At 70.5% G+C, this 17,988-nt stretch carries 18 protein-coding genes and 1 pseudogene; 17 read left to right on the top strand and 2 right to left on the bottom strand.

The window, feature by feature from the left end; all coding sequences use genetic code 11:
- From F3J18_RS17560 to F3J18_RS17635, 16 genes and pseudogenes are all read left to right on the top strand, one after another.
- Nucleotides 1–419 (top strand): annotated as a pseudogene (locus F3J18_RS17560) (transcriptional regulator); the annotation flags it as partial.
- Nucleotides 420–723: 304 nt separating this feature from the next.
- Nucleotides 724–2,319, top strand: coding sequence for an amino acid adenylation domain-containing protein (locus F3J18_RS17565; protein ID WP_166913502.1), 1,596 nt, complete (start codon nucleotides 724–726; stop codon nucleotides 2,317–2,319).
- A complete protein-coding gene (locus F3J18_RS17570) occupies nucleotides 2,316–2,576 on the top strand; it encodes an acyl carrier protein (RefSeq protein WP_025101656.1) in 261 nt (86 codons plus the stop codon). Before F3J18_RS17565 ends, F3J18_RS17570 begins: the two co-directional genes overlap by 4 nt.
- 153 nt (nucleotides 2,577–2,729) lie before the next feature.
- A complete protein-coding gene (locus F3J18_RS17575) occupies nucleotides 2,730–3,638 on the top strand; it encodes a chlorinating enzyme (protein WP_025101657.1) in 909 nt (302 codons plus the stop codon).
- Nucleotides 3,639–3,641: 3 nt separating this feature from the next.
- Nucleotides 3,642–4,451, top strand: coding sequence for an alpha/beta fold hydrolase (locus F3J18_RS17580; protein ID WP_166913503.1), 810 nt, complete (start codon nucleotides 3,642–3,644; stop codon nucleotides 4,449–4,451).
- A gap of 8 nt (nucleotides 4,452–4,459) precedes the next feature.
- Nucleotides 4,460–5,143, top strand: a complete 684-nt coding sequence (locus F3J18_RS17585) for an RraA family protein (RefSeq protein ID WP_025101659.1) — start codon at nucleotides 4,460–4,462, stop codon at nucleotides 5,141–5,143.
- Between the two features lie 11 nt (nucleotides 5,144–5,154).
- Nucleotides 5,155–6,141: a branched-chain amino acid transaminase gene (locus tag F3J18_RS17590; protein WP_345791209.1), complete on the top strand. Its 987-nt coding sequence runs from the start codon at nucleotides 5,155–5,157 to the stop codon at nucleotides 6,139–6,141.
- On the top strand, nucleotides 6,138–6,968 hold the full coding sequence (locus tag F3J18_RS17595; protein WP_166913504.1) for an alpha/beta fold hydrolase: 831 nt from the start codon (nucleotides 6,138–6,140) through the stop codon (nucleotides 6,966–6,968). The genes F3J18_RS17590 and F3J18_RS17595 overlap by 4 nt, the downstream gene beginning before the upstream one ends.
- Nucleotides 6,965–7,858, top strand: a complete 894-nt coding sequence (locus tag F3J18_RS17600; protein ID WP_013689124.1) for an acetaldehyde dehydrogenase (acetylating) — start codon at nucleotides 6,965–6,967, stop codon at nucleotides 7,856–7,858. The genes F3J18_RS17595 and F3J18_RS17600 overlap by 4 nt, the downstream gene beginning before the upstream one ends.
- Nucleotides 7,855–8,988 carry a 4-hydroxy-2-oxovalerate aldolase gene (gene dmpG, locus F3J18_RS17605; RefSeq protein ID WP_166913505.1) on the top strand — a complete coding sequence of 378 codons (1,134 nt, stop codon included), beginning with the start codon at nucleotides 7,855–7,857 and terminating at the stop codon, nucleotides 8,986–8,988. Before F3J18_RS17600 ends, dmpG begins: the two co-directional genes overlap by 4 nt.
- 52 nt (nucleotides 8,989–9,040) lie before the next feature.
- A complete protein-coding gene (locus F3J18_RS17610; protein WP_025101663.1) occupies nucleotides 9,041–9,427 on the top strand; it encodes a cupin domain-containing protein in 387 nt (128 codons plus the stop codon).
- Nucleotides 9,428–9,485: 58 nt separating this feature from the next.
- A complete protein-coding gene (locus F3J18_RS17615) occupies nucleotides 9,486–10,088 on the top strand; it encodes a LysE family translocator (RefSeq protein WP_025101664.1) in 603 nt (200 codons plus the stop codon).
- A gap of 31 nt (nucleotides 10,089–10,119) precedes the next feature.
- Nucleotides 10,120–10,737, top strand: a complete 618-nt coding sequence (locus tag F3J18_RS17620; protein ID WP_025101665.1) for a flavin reductase family protein — start codon at nucleotides 10,120–10,122, stop codon at nucleotides 10,735–10,737.
- Entirely contained in the window at nucleotides 10,734–11,657 is a 924-nt protein-coding gene (locus F3J18_RS17625; protein ID WP_166913506.1) for a 4'-phosphopantetheinyl transferase superfamily protein, read from the top strand. Before F3J18_RS17620 ends, F3J18_RS17625 begins: the two co-directional genes overlap by 4 nt.
- 73 nt (nucleotides 11,658–11,730) lie before the next feature.
- Nucleotides 11,731–13,083, top strand: coding sequence for an LLM class flavin-dependent oxidoreductase (locus F3J18_RS17630; RefSeq protein WP_166913507.1), 1,353 nt, complete (start codon nucleotides 11,731–11,733; stop codon nucleotides 13,081–13,083).
- A 163-nt stretch (nucleotides 13,084–13,246) separates the two neighbouring features.
- Nucleotides 13,247–14,146, top strand: a complete 900-nt coding sequence (locus F3J18_RS17635) for an NAD(P)-dependent oxidoreductase (RefSeq protein ID WP_326494097.1) — start codon at nucleotides 13,247–13,249, stop codon at nucleotides 14,144–14,146.
- Nucleotides 14,147–14,239: 93 nt separating this feature from the next.
- On the opposite strand, the gene F3J18_RS17640 is transcribed toward F3J18_RS17635, so the two are convergent.
- Together F3J18_RS17640 and F3J18_RS17645 are read right to left on the bottom strand one after the other, a co-directional pair.
- Nucleotides 14,240–14,932 (bottom strand): HAD family hydrolase, encoded by a 693-nt coding sequence (locus tag F3J18_RS17640; RefSeq protein ID WP_166913508.1) that lies wholly within the window; start codon nucleotides 14,930–14,932, stop codon nucleotides 14,240–14,242.
- Nucleotides 14,933–15,043: 111 nt separating this feature from the next.
- Complete coding sequence (locus tag F3J18_RS17645) at nucleotides 15,044–15,814, bottom strand: TetR/AcrR family transcriptional regulator (protein WP_166913509.1); 771 nt, start codon at nucleotides 15,812–15,814, stop codon at nucleotides 15,044–15,046.
- 50 nt (nucleotides 15,815–15,864) lie between these two features.
- On the opposite strand from F3J18_RS17645, the gene shc reads away from it, so the two are divergent.
- A complete protein-coding gene (gene shc, locus F3J18_RS17650; RefSeq protein ID WP_166913510.1) occupies nucleotides 15,865–17,904 on the top strand; it encodes a squalene--hopene cyclase in 2,040 nt (679 codons plus the stop codon).
- Nucleotides 17,905–17,988: the final 84 nt, after the last annotated feature.

A 17,988-nucleotide genomic window follows, 5' to 3' on the forward strand; every position in this document is an offset into this window, starting at 1 on the left:
CGGCGCACGGCATGGGCAGCCACCAGTTCCACCCGGCGCACCGCCGCGACGTGGCCACCGTGGGCGTGCTGCACGTGAGCACGCCGCATCCGCCGCCTGCCGGCGAGGACCGGCTGTGGGCGCATCGCCGCCAGTTGCGCGGGCTGGCCAACGAGCTGCTCGAGTGGCAGGTGCTGCGCCGCCGCCGCGAACTGGCCGACACGCTGGCCCTGGAGACGCGCGAGGTGCAGGCGCTGCGGCTGGTGGCGCGCGGCGGCAATGCGCGTCACGTGGCCGCGGAGCTCGGCGTGGGCGAGCGCGCGGTCTACCAGCTGTTCAGCGCGATCAACCGCAAGCTCGACAGCGAGCACATCCGCGTCAGCGCCAACAAGGCGCGCCAGCTCGGCCTGCTCGGCGACGGTTATATCGCGGAGCGATAACAAAATGCATGCATATGCAGTAAACGATCTAAGTCCTTACGCACGGCAATCCCGTTACTGTTCGTCTCAGCAGTCGAACACCAGAAACACGATAGACACGAGAGATACGACCCCGCCGCGAGGGGCCGCCAGGAGAGAGGCGGCCGAGGCTCGCGGCGGGGTCGCCACGACAAACCGAGGGGCCGGTCGCGGCCGCGAGCCATGGCGCATGCAATCCAGCCTGCGCGCTCGCCGGCGAACCGGCGCGCGATGCCGCCCGCCTTGCTGCCGAAGGTGCCCGCAGAGACACATCGGAGGAGGCGACATGGAGCAGCCAGGACACATCGTTCACGCGATCCAGACCCACGCGCTCGGCACGCCGTATCGACCGGCGCTGACCGACAGCCGCGACGATTTCAGCTACGCCGAACTCGACAGCTTCAGCACGCGTTTCGCGCTGCGCCTGCAGTCCTACGGCTGCGCGCCGGGTGACCGCGTGGTGATGGCGGCGAGCCGCCGCGCGCTGCTGGTGGCGGCCATCGTCGGCAGTTTCAAGGCCGGCTGCGTGCACGTGCCGCTCGATCCCAGGATGCCCGCCGAGCGGCTGCGCTACATCCTCAACGACATCGCGCCGGCCTTGGTGATCGTCGACGACGAACTGGAGGCCGAGGCGCGCGCGGTGCTGCCCGGCGCGATCCCGGTGCTGCGCCTGGCCGACCTGGAGCGGCTGCGCGACCACGACGAGGCCACCCCCAGCGACGCCTGCGTGCGCGCGCTGCCGCTGCCCGAGCTGGACGGCTCGGCCACCGCCTACTGCATCTACACCTCGGGTTCCACCGGGCGGCCCAAGGGCGTGCTGATCAATCATCGCAGCATCGTCGATTTCTTCGAGGGCACGCGCGAGGTGTACGACGTGAAGATGGCCTCGCGCTGCGCCAGCTTCTCGCCGCTGCACTTCGACGTCTACCTGATGGACATGCTGTTCCCGCTCGCGCAGGGCGCCCACCTGTACGTGCACGACGACGTGATCGTGCCGGACATCATGCTCGACGCGCTGGTGGCGCATGACGTCACCCACTTCTCGGCCTGGGGCATGATGCTGGGCCTGATCGCCCAGGCCGAGGGTTTCGAGGCGGCGCGCCTGCCGGCCTTGCACCGGATCCTGACCGGCACCGACGTGCCCGACATCAAGACCATCCAGCGCTGGCTGCGCAAGACGCCCGGCATGCAGGTGATCAACGCCTACGGGCCCACCGAGGTGACCTGCGCGTCCACCGCCCACCTGATCGGCGAGATCGAGCCCGAGCGCCGCACGCTCTACCCGATCGGCAAGCCGCTGGCCCACGTGCGCGTGCTGCTGGTGGGCGAGGACGGCCGCGCGATCGACGCGCCCCACGTGCCCGGCGAGCTGCTGATCGGCGGCAGCCAGGTGATGGAGGGCTACTGGCACCTGCCCGAGGAAACCGCCGCGCGGCTGCTGCGCATCGACGGCGTGCCCTTCTATCGCACCGGCGACCTCTGCCACTGGCTCGAGGACGGCAGCCTGTTCTACCAGGGCCGCCGCGACAACGAGATCAAGCTCGGCGGCTATCGCATCCATCTCAACGAAATCCAGCGGGTCATCAACAGCGTGCCGCACGTGCACGCCAGCGAGATCGTGCTGCTCGACACGCGCCACGGCGAGAAGGTGCTGGCCGCCGGGGTGCTGTTCGAGCAGGGCAGGCCGGTCGACGCCGAGCGGCAGACCGACACGATCCGGCAGCGCCTCGCGGGCGAGCTGCCGGCCTACATGGTGCCGCGCCATCTGGCGGTTCTCGACCGTTTTCCGCAGCTCTCGTCGGGAAAGACGGATCGCAAGGCGCTTCTGTCGATATTGCAGCAACGCATCAACGCAAGCCACCAGGAGGAAGTCAACTCATGAAGACCGTAGATATCTTGATTCAGGTGCTGGAGAACGTGATCGGCGCGAAGCACGTGACGCCCGAGGCGCGCTTTCTCGACATCGGCGGCAATTCGCTGAACCTCGTCGAAGTGCTCAAGCAGCTCAAGGCGAAGCTCGGCATCACGCCGCCGCCGCGGCTGTTCTTCGACCGCACGCGCTCGACCGTCGCCGAGCTGGCCGCGGCCACCGACGCGCTGCGCGAGGCCAGCCGCAGCCCCGCCGAGGCGGCCGGCTGAGCCGCGCCGGCCGCGGCACCCGGCGGCGATACCCAGCCACCCGTAGCGACCCGTAACGACACCCGACAGGGCGCGAGCCCCGACCCCATGCAGTGAGCCGTGACGACCCGAGCGAGCCCGCGACGGTCTTCCCTATTGATCAGGAGAACTGAGATGCAGAAGCGTTTCCATCTGTCCGAGGAAGAAAAGAAGTTCTTTTACGAGAACGGTTATGCCGGCCCGTTCACGCTCTACGAGCCGGAGGAGATGACGCGCGTGTGGGAGGAGGTCCGCATGGACCTGCTGGACACCACCAATGCGGCCTTCCCGGACAGCAAGCTGAACTACGACCGGCACCTCGACATGCCGAACCTGAACCGCATGATCAGCCACCCGGCGATCGTCGACCGGATCTCCAGCATCCTCGGGCCGGACGTGCTGAGCTGGCGCACCGAGTGGTTCCCGAAGTACCCCGGTGACGAGGGCACCGACTGGCACCAGGCCGAGAGCTTCGTCGAGTTCGAGGGCACCGAGAAGCTGGAGCCGACCGCGGCCGAGGAAGGCCGCCCCTGGGAGCTGACCGCCTGGGTGGCGATGAGCGAGGCCACCAAGGCCAACGGCTGCCTGAAGCTGATGCCGGGCAGCCACCGCACCTGGTACTTCGACGAGAAGCGCAACATCCCCTTCGAGCCGGAGAACTTCAACAAGCGCGTGCTCGACGACGGCCAGAAGTCCGGCTTCTACGGCTACGACTACGAGAAGCTCAAGCTCGACCCGAAGTGGAAGCCCGACGAGGCGCGCGCCGTGCACATGGAGGTCAAGCCGGGCCAGTTCTTCATCTTCACCTCGCGCTGCATGCACGGCTCGAACTCGAACTCGACCAAGGATTCGGTGCGCTTCGGCTGGGCCACGCGCTTCGTGCCGACCCACGTGAAGGTGTACTCGGGCCAGGACTCGTTCCACCACTTCGGCGAGGTGCTGCCGCTCGATCGCTACTCCACGGTGCTGGTGGCCGGCGAGGATCGCTACGGGCATAACCGCGTGGCCCAGCCGCTCGCCGCGAAAGCGGCGGCCACGGCCTGAGCGATGGCCGGCGCCGAGATGGCCAGGCCCCGTTCCGACTGGCTGCTGCCCGGCGCCGGCCAACCCCGGCCCGCCGGGGGCCCCGCGCCGCGCGCGCGGCTGGTGTGCTTCCACTACGCGGGCAGCGGCGCCTCGATGTTCGCGCCCTGGGCGGCGGCCCTGCCCGACGAGGTGGAGCTGCTGGCGGTGCAGCTGCCGGGCCGCGAGACCCGGCTCGATGAGCCGCTGCGCCACGCGATGGAGGAGGTCGCGCCGCCGCTGGCCGAGGCGCTCGCGCCCTGGCTGGACCTGCCCTACGCGATGTTCGGGCACAGCACCGGCGCGCTGATCGCCTTCGACGTGGCGCGGCGCCTGCGCCGGCGCGCGCTGCCGCCGCCGCGCGTGCTGATCGCCTCGGCGCAGAACGCGCCGGACGTGAAGCCGCCGGTGATCCGCCACGTGCTCGATGACGCGGCCTTCGTGGAGGTGCTGCGCGGCTGCCGCGGCACCCCCGAGGCGATCCTCGACGATCCGGTGCTGCTCGACCTGCTGCTGCCGCGCATCCGCGCCGACGGCGCGGTGTTCGAGACCTACCGCTACCTCGAGGAGGCGCCGCTCGACTGCCCGATCGTGCTGTTCCACGGCACGCGCGACGCGATGGTCGACGAGGCGGGGCTGGCGCGCTGGGCCCGCGAGACGCGCGGTGGGTTCCGGCGCCGCGAGTTCGGCGGCGGCCACTTCTTCGTCCACGAGCAGCAGGCGGCGGTGCTGGACGAGATCAACCGGGAGCTGGCCGTGCTGCTCGACGAGCCCAGCGCCCTTCCTATCGGATGAGACACACCATGACGCAATGGAATACGGATGAGGAGCTGTTCGCGCTGATGCGCGCCGAGCTGGCCACCTGCCCCTTGAGCGACGTGCTCGAGCAGCTGGGCTTCGGCCATCCGATGCTGCCGCCCGAGATCCGGCCGCTGTCGCCCGGGATGGTGATGGTCGGCCGCGCGATGCCGGTGCAGGACGATCCGCCGGTGCCGCATGGCGGCCTCAGGCGCTTCGACGCCAAGCCCTTCGGCCTGCTGTTCGAGTCGATCGAGGCGCTGCGCCCCGGCGAGGTCTATATCGCCAGCGGCGGCCCGGTGGACGCGGCGCGCATCGGCGACCTGCTCAGCGCGCGCGTGAAGAAGATCGGCGCGGCCGGCGTGGTGCTCAACGCCCGCGTGCGCGACGCCAACGCGATCGGCGAGCTGGGGCTGCCGGTGTTCTCGCGCGGCACCTATGCCTACGGGCTGCAGGGGCGCCACAACGTGGTCGACTACCGCTGCTCGATCCAGGTCGGCCAGGTGCGGGTGCGCCCCGGCGACCTGCTGTTCGGCGACAACGACGGAGTCTGCGTGATCCCGCGCGAGGTCGAGCGCGAGGCGGTGACGCGCGCGCTGGCCAAGAACCGCCTGGAGCGCAAGGTGCGCGAGGCGGTGGGCGCCGGGCGCAGCGTGGTGGATGCCTTCAACGAATACAGCGTGATGTGAGGAGACGGCCCGTGAGCCAAACCAGCAAGCAGGCAGGCATGATCTGGAAGAACGGCGAGATGCTGCCGTGGGAGCGCGCGCAGGTGCACGTGATGAGCCATGCGCTGCATTACGGCACCAGCGTGTTCGAGGGGATCCGCGCCTACGCGATCGGCGACAAGGCGGCGATCCTGTGCGGCCGCGAGCATTACGAGCGGCTGCTGTTCAGCTGCAAGGTGGCGCGCATTCCCTCGCCGCTGACGGTCGAGCAGTGGATGGCGGTGAGCGCCGATACGCTGCGCGCCAACGGGCTGCGCAGCGCCTATCTGCGCCCGCTGGTGTATCGCGGCGCGGGGCCCTCGCTCGGGCTCGACGCGCGCCAGCACCCGGCCGAGGCGCTGCTGGCCGCCACGCCCTGGGGCGCCTACCTGGGCGAGGAAGCGCTCACGCTGGGCGTCGACGTGCAGGTCAGCAGCTGGCGCCGCAACGGCCCCGGCGCGGCCAGCACCATGGCCAAGATCGGCGGCCAGTACATCAACGGCCAGGCGATCGTGATGGAGGCGCGCGAGAACGGCATGAGCGAGGGCATCGCGCTCGACGGCAACGGCTTCGTCAGCGAGGGCAGCGGCGAGAACGTATTCCTGGTGCATCGCGGCGAGATCTTCACGCCCTCGGTGGGCAGCAGCATCCTGAGCGGGATCACGCGGCAGTGCGTGATGCGCATCGCGCGCGACCTCGGCTACACCGTCACCGAAACCAGCATTCCGCGAGAGATGCTCTACCTGGCCGACGAGATCTTCTTCACCGGCACCGCCGTCGAGATCTGCCCGGTGCGTTCGGTCGATCGCATGCCGGTGGGCAACGGCGTGCGCGGGCCGGTGACGCGCGCGATCCAGGACCGCTACTTCGGCATCGTGCGCGGCACACATGCGGACAAGTGGAACTGGCTTACCACCGTGCCGGTGCCGCTGGCCGGCGAGGCCGCCGACCAGCCGGCGCGTGCCGGGGCGGCCTCATGAGCGCGCCGCGCGAGACGCCCTGGCTGATCCCCCAGCCGGCGCCGAACGGCCGGCCGGCGCGCTTGCGGCTGTTCTGCTTCCACTACGCGGGCGCCACGGCCTCGATCTTCCGCAACTGGCGCGAGGGCTTGCCGGATTGGATCGAGCCGGTGGCGGTGCAACTGCCGGGCCGCGAATACCGGCTCGCCGAGCCGCTGGTGGAGGACGCGCAGCCGATCGCCGCCGCGCTGGCCGAGGAGATCGATAGCTGGCTCGACCTGCCGTTCGCCTTCTTCGGCCACAGCATGGGCGCGCTGATCGCCTTCGACCTGGCGCGGCTGCTGCGCGAGCGCGGCCGCGGCGAGCCGGCGCTGTTCGTCGCCTCGGGCCGCAACGCGCCGCGTTTCCGCTGGCGCGACGCCGGCATCCAGGCTCTGCCCGACGAGCCCTTCATCGCGGCGGTGCGCGACTACAACGGCACGCCCGACGCGCTGATCGACGAGCCGTCGATGCGCGATCTGTGGCTGCCCCGGCTGCGCGCCGACCTGACCATCTCGGCCTGCTATCGCTACACGGATGCGCCGCCGCTGGCCTGCCCGCTGCTGGTGCTGCACGGCACCGACGACGGCCTGGTCAGCGACGAGGGGCTGGCCGGCTGGCGCGAGGAGAGCCGCGGGCCGATCCGCTACGTGCGTTATCCCGGCAATCACTTTTTCCTGCACAGCGACGAGGCGTGCGTGCTGGCCGAGCTCGGCCGCGCGCTGGCCGAGGTGGTGCCGTCCGGATCGCACGGATCGTCGGCATCGCCCGCGCGGGTTGCACAAACCATGGAGGAGAACGGCAGATGAAGCAGCGAACCCCACGCACCCGCGTCGCCATCCTCGGCTCGGGCAGCATCGGCATCGACCTGATGTTCAAGGTGAAGGCGTGCGAGCAGTTCGAGCTGGCCTGGGTGGTCGGCCGCAACGCCGACAGCGACGGCCTGCGCCTGGCGCGCGAATGCGGCGTCGCCACCTCGAGCGACGGGCTCGATTTCATGAAGGACCAGGTCGACGGCTACGACCTGGTGTTCGACGCCACCTCGGCCGCGGCCCACACGATCCACAACCGCTTCTTCGCCGAGGCCGGCAAGTTCGCGATCGACCTCACGCCGGCCAAGCTCGGGCGGCTCTGCGTGCCCTGCATCAACCTGCCCGACACGCAGGCGGTGCAGAACGTCAACCTGATCACCTGCGGCGGGCAGGCCAGCCTGCCGCTGGCCTGGGCGCTGCGCCAGGCGGTCGATTCGATCGACTACCTGGAGGTGGTGTCGGCGATCGCCTCGCGCAGCGCCGGCATGGCGACCCGCGAGAACATCAGCGAGTACCAGGCCACCACCGAGTACGCGCTGGCGAAGTTCAGCGGCGCCAAGCGCACCAAGGCGATCCTCAACATCAACCCGGCCGAGCCCGGCATCCGCATGCAGACCACGCTCTATGCGCAGGCGCGCTACCGGGATTTCGAGCGGGTGCGCGAGCGCGTCGAGGCGATGGCGGCCCGGGTGCGCGAGTACGTGCCGGGCTACCAGCTGGTGGTGGCGCCGCTCGAGAGCCAGGGGCGCATCACCATGAGCCTGACCGTGCGCGGGCGCGGCGACTACCTGCCCGAATACGCCGGCAATCTCGACATCATCAACTGCGCGGCGCTTGCGGTGGCCACGCATCGGCATGCAACCCTCAGCACGGGAGTCCCATCATGAACCTGATCAGCGACGCCACCCTGCGCGACGGCAATCACGCGATCCGCCACCAGCTCGGCCGCGAGCAGATCGCCGACTACGCGCGCGCGGCCAACGCGGCCGGCATCGACATCGTCGAGGTCGGCCACGGCAACGGGCTGGGCGGTTCGTCCTGCCTGCTCGGCCAGACCCCGATCGACGATGCCCTGATGCTGGAGACGGCGCGCGCGGCGCTCACCACCAGCTGGCTCGGCGTGCATTTCATCCCGGGGCTGGGCAAGGCCACCGACATCGAGCTGGCGATCGAGGCCGGCGTGGACGTGGTGCGGGTGGCCACCCACTGCACCGAGGCCAATGTCGCGCGGCGCTTCATCGAGCAGACGCGGCGCGCGGGGCGGGTGGCCTACGGCGTGCTGATGATGTCGCACATGGCGCCGCCCGAGGTGCTGCTGGCCCAGGCGCGGCTGATGCAGGACTACGGCGCGCAGGCGGTGATCCTGATGGACAGCGCCGGTTATTCGACGCCGAACCTGGTGCGCGAGAAGGTGCGCCTGCTGGTGGAGGCGCTGCGCATCGACGTGGGCTTCCACGCCCACAACAACCTCGGCCTGGCGGTGGCCAACAGCCTGGTGGCGCTGGAGCAGGGCGCGCGCATCGTCGACGCCTGCGTGAAGGGCTTCGGCGCCGGCGCCGGCAATACCCAGCTGGAGACGCTGGTGGCCGCGATGGAGCGCGAGGGGCATGCCGCGAACACCAGCTTCGAGCGCGTGACGGCGCTGGCGCGCGAGAGCGAGGCCTTCCTGAGCCCGAAGACGCCGCATATCGCCGCCGCCAACATCGCCAGCGGCTTGTACGGGCTGTTCTCCGGCTACGTGCCGCATATCCAGAAGGCCGCGCTCGAATTCGGCGTGAACGAGTTCGAGCTGTACCGGCGGCTGGCCGAGCGGCGGCTGGTGGCGGGGCAGGAGGACATCATCACCGAGGAGGCGAGCCGGCTGGCGCGCTCGCCGGAGGCAGGCGGAGCGAGTGGGGCAGGTGGCGGGGCGGCGGCCGGCGAGGCGGCAGCAGCGACAGCGAGCGGGGCCGCCGGCGCAGCCGGCGCCGGCCCGGCCGCCCGGCGCCGCGAGACGGCCGGCGAGCTGTCGGCCTGAGCCGCGCGAGCGCCGCGCATCGATACAAGACGAACAGCATGGAGACAAGCACATGACAGGACTGAACCCGCAAGGCCAGGGCCATTGGGAGGGCATCGAGCGCGAGGTGCTGACGCCCGACATCGAGCGGCAGGTGGTGAACGGCGACGCGCTGATGATGGCCCGGCTGTTCCTGAAGAAGGGCGCCTTCGTGGCCACCCATTCGCATCCGAACGAGCAGTTCACGCTGATCCTCTCGGGGCGCCTGCTGTTCCGCTACGGCGAGCGGCTCGAACACGAGGCCGAGGTCGGCCCCGGCGGCATCCTGCACCTGCCGGCCAACCTGCCCCACAACGCGTTGTGCCTGGAGGATGCCGTCGATCTCGACATCTTCACGCCGCCGCGCGCCGACTGGCTGGAGCCCGACGGCAACCGCTACTTCGCCGGCGCCCGGGCCTGAGCCTCGCGCCCCGCGGCGAACCCGAACGAACCTGAGAGAGAACACAAGGAGAGACATCGTGCTGCTCGAAGCCGCGCTGATGAAGATGGTGATGTACGTGTCCCTGGTGCTGGTGGTGCCGGGGCCGACCAATACGCTGTTGCTGTCCTCGGGGCTGAAGGTGGGCCTGCGCGGAACCTGGCCGCTGGTGATCGCCGAGGCGCTCGGCTATACCGTGGCGATCTCGGTGTGGGGCTTCTTCCTCTGCACCTTCGCGGCCACCCGCCCCTGGCTCTACGACGCGGTGAAGCTGGCCAGCTCGGCCTACATCTTCTTCCTGGCCGTGAAGATGTGGACCCGCAGCCGCGTGATGGAGGACCTGTCGATCCGCCCGATCAGCTTCCGCGACCAGTTCGTGGCCACGCTGATGAACCCCAAGGCGCTGCTGTTCGCCAGCACGCTGTTCCCGATCGAGGCCTTCCGTTCCTCGCAGGTCTACTTCACCGCGTTCGCGCTGTTCCTGGTGGTGCTGGCGCCGATCGGCCTGGGCTGGTCCTGCCTGGGCGGGCTGATCACCTCGCGGCGCGCCTGGGCCGAGCGCACCTCCACCCTGCTGCGCGGCGCCTCGCTGGTGCTGCTGATGTTCTCGGGGACGCTGATGTACTCGATCCTCAAGAGCTGAGCCCGACGAACCGACACGACAAGGAGAGATGATGGCAAGCCCCTGGATGGATGACACGGCGCTGGCCGCGCGTGCGAGACGCGCGGCGGCGGGTGGCGAGGCGAAGGCCGCCGTCGAGGCCGCGGTTGCGGCTCGTGACGTCGATCGCGATGCCGCCGCCGGCCGCGAACTCGCGCAGCAGTTCCGCCACGCGATGCGGCGGCTGACGGCCTCGGTGGCGATCGTGGCGACGCGCGAACACGGTTCGCGCTACGGCATGACGGCCACCGCGCTCAGCGCGCTGTGCACCGAGCCGCCCTCGATCGTGGTCTGCATCAACCGCAATGCGAGCCTGTACCTGCCGCTGTCGCGCACGCGGCGCTTCGCGGTCAGCCTGCTGAACGCCGGACAGCACGAACTGGTGGCGCCGTTCAGCGGCAAGCTCGAGCACGCGGCGCGCTTCGGCTTCGGCGACTGGCGCGAGGCGCGCGGGCTGCCGGTGCTGGCCGGCGCGCAAGCCACCTTGCTGTGTCGCGTCGATGCGCTGCACGCCTATGGCAGCCACGACCTGGTGATCGGGCGCGTCGAGGCGGTGACGGCCGCGCAGGCGGTGGCGCCGCTGCTCTGGCAGGACGGCGCACCGGCCGCCGCGCGGGCGATCGGCGCATGAGCGGCGGCGCGCGCGGGTTCGGGCTGGGGCGCGAGGCGGCGGCCAGGCGGCGTGGCGGGCGTTGGTCGTCGCGTCGGCATCTCGATCGCGTCGACGTGCCCGTCGAGGCGAGCTCGCCGACGCGCCGATATGCCGGCGGCATCGAACGCTTCTCGCTCGCCGCCGATCGATCCCGGCCCGTGCCGCTGCCCGACAACGAAGCCCATATCTGGATCGCGCGCGTCGCCGCCTGCGATACACCGCGCCGCAGAGCGCGCTACCTCGCATTGCTCGACGCGGCCGAGGCCGAGCGCCACGCGCGGCTCGCCACCGACGCGCTGCGCTTCGAATACCTGCTCACGCGCGCGCTGTGCCGCTCGGTGCTGTCGGCCTACCAACCCGCCGTCGCGTCCGCCGCCTGGCGCTTTCGCACGGGCGAGCACGGCCGCCCCGAACTGGCCGGCACGGACGAGTCGCCGCTGCGTTTCAACCTGTCGAACGCGGGCGGGGTGGTGGCCTGCGTGATCACGCGCCGCGTCGATGCCGGCATCGACATCGAGGACAGCCATCGTCGCGTGGATATCGACGGCATCGCCGCTGCCTTCTTCACGCGCGACGAACGACGCGCCCTGCGCGCGTTGCCGCCGCCGCTGCGCCGCGAGCGTTTCTTCGCGCTCTGGACGCTCAAGGAGGCGTATCTGAAGGCGCGCGGCGTCGGCCTGTCGGCGCCGCTCGACGCTTGTTCCTTCAGCTTGCCGCGCCACGCGCGCGGCACCTCGCGCCCGCGCTTCGCGACAGCAACCGGCGATACCGCGCGCGACTGGCAATTCGAAGGCTTCGCACTCGACTCGCGCTACCGGCTCGCGCTCGGGCTGCGCCGCGGCCCGGCGCCGCCGATGCGGCTGCGCTGGCGCGAGTGCGTGCCCGAGCCGCGCCGCTGAATCGATCACCCGCGCCCGCCGGCTCCGCGCCGGTCGCGCGCGGCCCATTCCCATCCCGCGAGGAAGCATGGCCATGCAGAACCAACGCAAGATCAATTTCGGCGTCCTGATCCAGGGGCCCGGCGCCAACATGAACGCCTGGAAGCACCCGAGCGTGCCGCCCGATGCCAGCGTCAACTTCGATTTCTACGTCGATCGCGCGCGCCGCGCCGAAGCCGCCGGCATCGCCTTCGCCTTCATCGCCGACGGCCTGTTCATCACCGAGAAATCGGCGCCGCATTTCCTGAACCGCTTCGAGCCGATCGCGCTGCTCTCGGCGCTGGCCGCGCTGACCACGAAGATCGGCCTGGTCGGCACGGTGTCCTCGCCCTACAGCGAGCCCTACAACGTGGCGCGCCAGTTCGCCTCGCTGGACCTGATCAGCCGCGGCCGCGCCGGCTGGAACGTGGTGACCTCCTCGCTGGAGGGCACCGCGCGCAACTACGGCCGCGCGCATCCCGACCACGCCGAGCGCTACGAGATCGCCGCCGAGCATCTCGACGTGGTGCAAGGCCTGTGGGACAGCTGGGACGACGACGCGCTGATCCGCGATCGCGCCAGCGGCCGTTTCTTCGACCCGGCCAAGCTGCATCGGCTCGATCATCGCGGGCGCCATTACACGGTCGACGGCCCGCTCAACATCCGCCGCTCGCAGCAGGGCCAGCCGGTGATCTTCCAGGCCGGTTCCTCGGGCGACGGCGTGGCCTTCGCGGGCCGCTACGCCGACGCGGTGTTCTCCAACGGCGGCAGCTTCGAGGACGCGCGCAACTTCTATCGACGCGTCAAGGCGGCCGCGGCGGCGGCCGGGCGCGATCCGGACCACGTCAAGGTGTTTCCCGGCATCGGCCCGATCGTCGGCGCGAGCCAGGCCGAGGCCGACGACAAGTATCGCCAGGTGCGGGACCTTCTCTCGCCGCAGGAGGCGCTGGCCTATCTCGGTCACTTCTTCCAGCAGCACGACTTCAGCGTCTATCCGCTCGACGGGCCGTTCCCCGAGATCGGCGAACTGGGCAACGACGGCTTCCGCTCCACCACCGACAACATCAAGAAGCTCGCGCGCGAGCGCGGCCTGACGCTGCGCGAGGTGGCCTACGAGGTGGCCACGCGGCGCTCCAACATCGGCACCTCGGAAGCCTTCATCGGCACGCCGGGCCAGGTGGCCGACGAGATGATCCGCTGGGTGGAGGAGGGCGCCGCCGACGGCTTCATGCTGGGGCTGCCGGTGGTCGGCTTCGGGCTCGACGACATGATCCGCCACGTGCTGCCGGTGCTGACCGAGCGCGGGTATTTCGACCCGCTGCTGCGCGGGCGCACGCTGCGCGACCACCTCGGCCTGCCGTATCGCGAGAGCCGCCACGCGGCGGCCGCACAGGTGGCGGCGATTTAGATACACTGGGCGGCGCGCGCGGCCGATCGCCGCCGCCCGAGCGGGGAGGCAAAGCGGGGACACACCGGGCCGTACCCGGGGCAACCCGCCCGCGCTCGACCGTTCGACCGCTTGCCCGCCGTTCCCCGCCATCACCACCTGAGCGCCGCCACGAGCGGCGCGCATGATACGGAGACATTCCATGAAAGTCGGATTCATCGGCATCGGCGTGATGGGACAGCCGATGGCGCTCAACCTCGCCCGCGCCGGCATCGAACTCGTGATCTGGAACCGCTCGCCCGAGCGCTGCGCGCCCTTGCGCGAAGCCGGCGCGCAGGTGGCCGACACGCTCGACGAGGTGTATCGGCAGGCGCGCATCGTGATCCTGATGATGGCCACCGACGAGGCGCTCGATGCCGTGCTCGGCCGCGGCACGCCGGCCTTCGCCGCGCGCGTGGCCGATCACCTGATCGTGCACATGGGCACCGTGTCCGCCGAGTATTCGCGCGGGCTCGATGCCGATATCCGCGCCGCCGGCGGCCGTTACGTGGAAGCGCCCGTGTCGGGCTCGCGCAAGCCGGCCGAGGCGGGCCAGCTGGTGGCGATGCTGGCCGGCGAGCCGGCCGACGTGGAGGAAGTGCGGCCGCTGCTCAAGCCGATGTGCCACGAGTCGGTGGTGTGCGGGCCGGTGCCGACGGGCCTGCTGATGAAGCTCTCGGTCAATACCTTCCTGATCCCGATGGTCACCGCGGTGGCCGAGGCCTCGCACCTGGCGCGCCGCTACGGGCTCGACATGCAGCAGTTCCAGAAGGTGCTCGACGCGGGCCCGATGGCCAGCGCGGTGTCGCGCGTGAAGATCGACAAGCTGGTGAGGGAGGATTTCGAGGTGCAGGCCTCGATCGCCGACGTGCTGAAGAACAACCGGCTGGCCGCCGAGGCCGCGCGCAACGCGAACCTGGCCTCGCCGCTGCTCGATACCTGCTTCGAGCTCTATACCGAGACGCTGAAGCTCGGGCACGGCGGCGAGGACATGGCCGCCGTGGTGCGCGCGATCGAGGCGCGCACGGACAAGCGGCAGGGCTGAGTCGGGAGGCGGCGCCGGCTGTCCATGAGCCGCCGGCGGGGGGCGGCTTCGCGGGGTGAGCGCTGTCGCCGCCGAGCCGTGGCGTGGCGGCGCTCAGCGCGCCGCGCCGCCGGCCGTCTCGCTTTCGCGCCAGGCCGCGTCGAACGCGGCCATGTCGGTCCACACCGGAATCTCAGGCGGGAACGGGTTCTCCTCGCCGGGCGCGACGATGCCCGCGAAGGGCATGCCCAGCTCGCGCGCCGCGTCGTATTCCGTGAACGAATCGCCGATCGCCAGCACTTGATCGCTGGTCCAGTCGCCATGGCGCAGCACCTTGGCGAAGGCCACCGGCTTGGTGGTCGGCGAGCCGGTGATGGTCTGGAAGTAGCGCGCGAAATCGCGTTCGCGCGTGATGCGTTGCAGGTCGTCGTCGGTGGTGCCCGAGATCAGGTGCAGCGACAGCCGTGCCTGCATCCGCTCCAGGAAGGCGCGCGCGCCGGGCAGCTCGGGGCAGTCGCCGATGCGCGCCATCAGCAGCTCACTGTAGCGGCGCGCCCGCGCCTCCACCACCGCCGGATCCGGCTCGCGATTGAAGATCGCGCGCTCGTAGTAGGCCATCTTCGCGACGCGACCGACGCCGCCGTGATGCGTCAGGTGCGCCAGCATCTCGGCCTTCTGCGCCTCGCTGATCGGCTCGTCGTAGCACTCGAAGAACAGGTGGACCTTCATCCACACCGAATCGAGGATCACGCCATCGAAATCGAAGGCGATCGCGCGGATCGTGTCGAACGGGATCGGGGTAGACATCGGCGGGCTCCGGAAACGAGAAAGTCAAATGCGGGTGGGACGGGGGGGCTGCACGGCGCGTGGCGCCGGCAAGGCGGGACAGCGGGGAAGGACGGCGCGGCAGCCCGGCTTTCAGGCTCCCGACAGGGTCATGGTCTCGAGCTGGCGCACGATCTCGTCGCGCAGCCCGCTCGGCAGGTTCTGGTAGCCGAGCAGCTCCGAGATCCACAGCCCGTCGGCGGCGAGCCGGCAGATCATCAGCCGCGCGGCCTGCTCGAGCGGCAGCGGATCGGGCCGCGCGATCTCGCGCATCGGCTGGGCCCAGCGCTCGCGCGCCTCGGGATCGGTCATCATCGACGAGACCAGCACGCGCAGCAGGTTGGTGCTGGCGGCCGGCGAGGTTTCGTTCATCGCCGCGTGCAGGTAGGCGCGCGCGTTCGCGCCCGGCGGATGCGGATCGCTCGCGAGGTGCGCCTGCATGGTCTGCTCGAAGCGCTCCAGGGTCTGGCCGAACAGCGCGTCGAACAGCGCCTGCTTGCTGCGGAAATGGTATTGCAGCCCGCCCTTGCTGACGCCGGCCCGCTCGGCCACCGCGTCGAGCGTGACGGCCTGCACCCCCAGCTCGGTGGCGATCTCGGCGGCGGCCTGCAGCAGTTGCGCGCGCACGTGCGCCGGGGCTTTCTTGCGGCGGTTGCTGCGCGCGTCGTCGCCGGCGGCTGCGCGCGGGTCGGCGGCGGAGGCTGCGTTGGCGGAAGCGGCGGGGCTGGAGGCGGAAGCCGGGGCGAAGGCGGCGTCGTCGGACGCGGCGGCGGATGCAGGACCCGGCGCTGGCGAGGAGGAGGCGGGCGCGGCGGCGCGGCTGTCGGGCGGCGTGCCGGGCGCGGAAGGCCGGATGGGATTCATCCGCGCATCTTAGCATCGTCGTTCCCATCCAAACAATCCGGCCGGATGGTATGATCCGGCCGATGAAAAATTCCGATCTTCCCCTTCCATCGATGCTCGATGCCGCGATCCTGCGCGGCCGGGATGCGCTCGCGCAGCGCCAGAATGCCGACGGTAGCTGGTGCTTCGAGCTCGAATCCGACGCCACGATCACCGCCGAATACATCCTGATGATGCACTTCATGGGGAAGATCGACGATGCGCGCCAGGCCCGCATGGCGCGCTACCTGCGCGAGATCCAGCGGCTGGCCACGCACGGCGGCTGGGACCTGTACGTGGACGGCGCGCCCGACGTGTCGGCCAGCGTCAAGGCCTATTTCGCGCTGAAGGCGGCCGGCGACAGCGAGCACGCGCCGCACATGGCGCGTGCTCGCGACACCATCCTGCGCCTGGGCGGCGCCGCCAAATGCAATGTGTTCACGCGCATCCTGCTGGCCACCTTCGGCCAGGTGCCGTGGCGCGCCACGCCCTTCATGCCGATCGAATTCGTGCTGTTCCCGAAGTGGGTGCCGATCTCGATGTACAAGGTCGCCTACTGGGCGCGCACGACCATGGTGCCGCTGCTGGTGCTCTGCTCGCTGAAGGCGCGCGCGAAGAACCCGCGCGGCATCGCGATCCGCGAGCTGTTCGTGACCGCGCCCGAGGACGAGCGCAACTACTTCGCGCGAGGTGGTTTCGTGCGCAACCTGTTCCTCGGCATCGACCGCACGCTGCGCCCGCTCGACGCGCTGATCCCGAAGGCGCTGCGCCGCCGCGCGATCCGCCATGCCGAAGCCTGGTGCGCCGAGCGCATGAACGGCGAGGACGGCATGGGCGGCATCTTCCCGCCGATCGTCTACAGCTACCAGATGATGGACGTGCTCGGCTACGCCGAGGATCACCCGCTGCGCCGCGATTGCGAGGACGCGCTGGAGAAGCTGCTGGTCGAGCGGCCCGACGGCAGCATGTACTGCCAGCCCTGCCTGTCGCCGGTCTGGGACACGGCCTGGGCCACCATGGCGCTCGAGCAGGCGCGCGCGGTGCCCGACACGCGCGATCGGCCGGCCGTCTCCGAGGCGGACTTGCAGGCCGGCATCACGCGTGCCTACGACTGGATGGCCGGCAAGCAGGTGACCGAGCTCAAGGGCGACTGGATCGAGAACGCGCCGGCCGAGACGCCGGCGGGCGGCTGGGCCTTCCAGTACGAGAACCCCTATTACCCCGACATCGACGACAGCGCCGTGGTGGCCGCGATGCTGCACCAGCGCGGCCGCGCGATGGCGCGCCTGACCGGCACCGATCCCTATGCCGAGGTGGTCACGCGGGGCTTGGACTGGATTCGCGGGCTGCAGTCGCGCAACGGCGGCTTCGGCGCCTTCGATGCCGATTGCGATCGCCTCTACCTGAACCTGATCCCCTTCGCCGATCACGGCGCGCTGCTCGACCCGCCCACCGAGGACGTCTCGGGCCGCGTGCTGCTGTGCTTCGGCGTGACCGGCCGCGCCGAGGACCGGCCGGCGCTGGCGCGCGCGATCGACTACGTGAAGCGCACCCAGCGCGAGGACGGCAGCTGGTGGGGCCGCTGGGGCACCAACTACATCTACGGCACCTGGAGCGTGCTGGCCGGGCTCGCGCTGGCCGGCGAGGATCGCTCGCAGCCCTACATCGCGCGCGCGATCGACTGGCTGCGCGCGCGCCAGAACGCCGACGGCGGCTGGGGCGAGACCAACGACAGCTATGTCGACCCGGCGCTGGCCGGCACCAACGGCGGCGAGAGCGCCTCCAATTTCACGGCCTGGGCGCTGCTGGCGCAGATGGCCTTCGGCGACTGGCAATCGGAATCGGTGCAGCGCGGGATACGCTACCTGCTGTCGGTGCAGCAGGGCGACGGCTTCTGGTGGCACCGCTCGCACAATGCGCCGGGTTTCCCGCGCATCTATTACCTCAAGTACCACGGCTATACCGCCTACTTCCCGCTGTGGGCGCTGGCGCGTTACCGGCGCCTGTCGCAGGCGCGCGTGGCGGCCAGCGATGCGCCTGCCGCTGCTGCCGCCGCGGCGGCGCTGCATTGAGCCGGCCTTAGGCGGCACAGCGCCTCGAAATGAAAATCGGGCATCCAGTTCAGGCTGGATGCCCGATTTTCATTTGGGCTGCGA

Source organism: Burkholderia sp. Ax-1720 (assembly GCF_011753035.1).
Lineage (GTDB): Bacteria > Pseudomonadota > Gammaproteobacteria > Burkholderiales > Burkholderiaceae > Burkholderia > Burkholderia gladioli.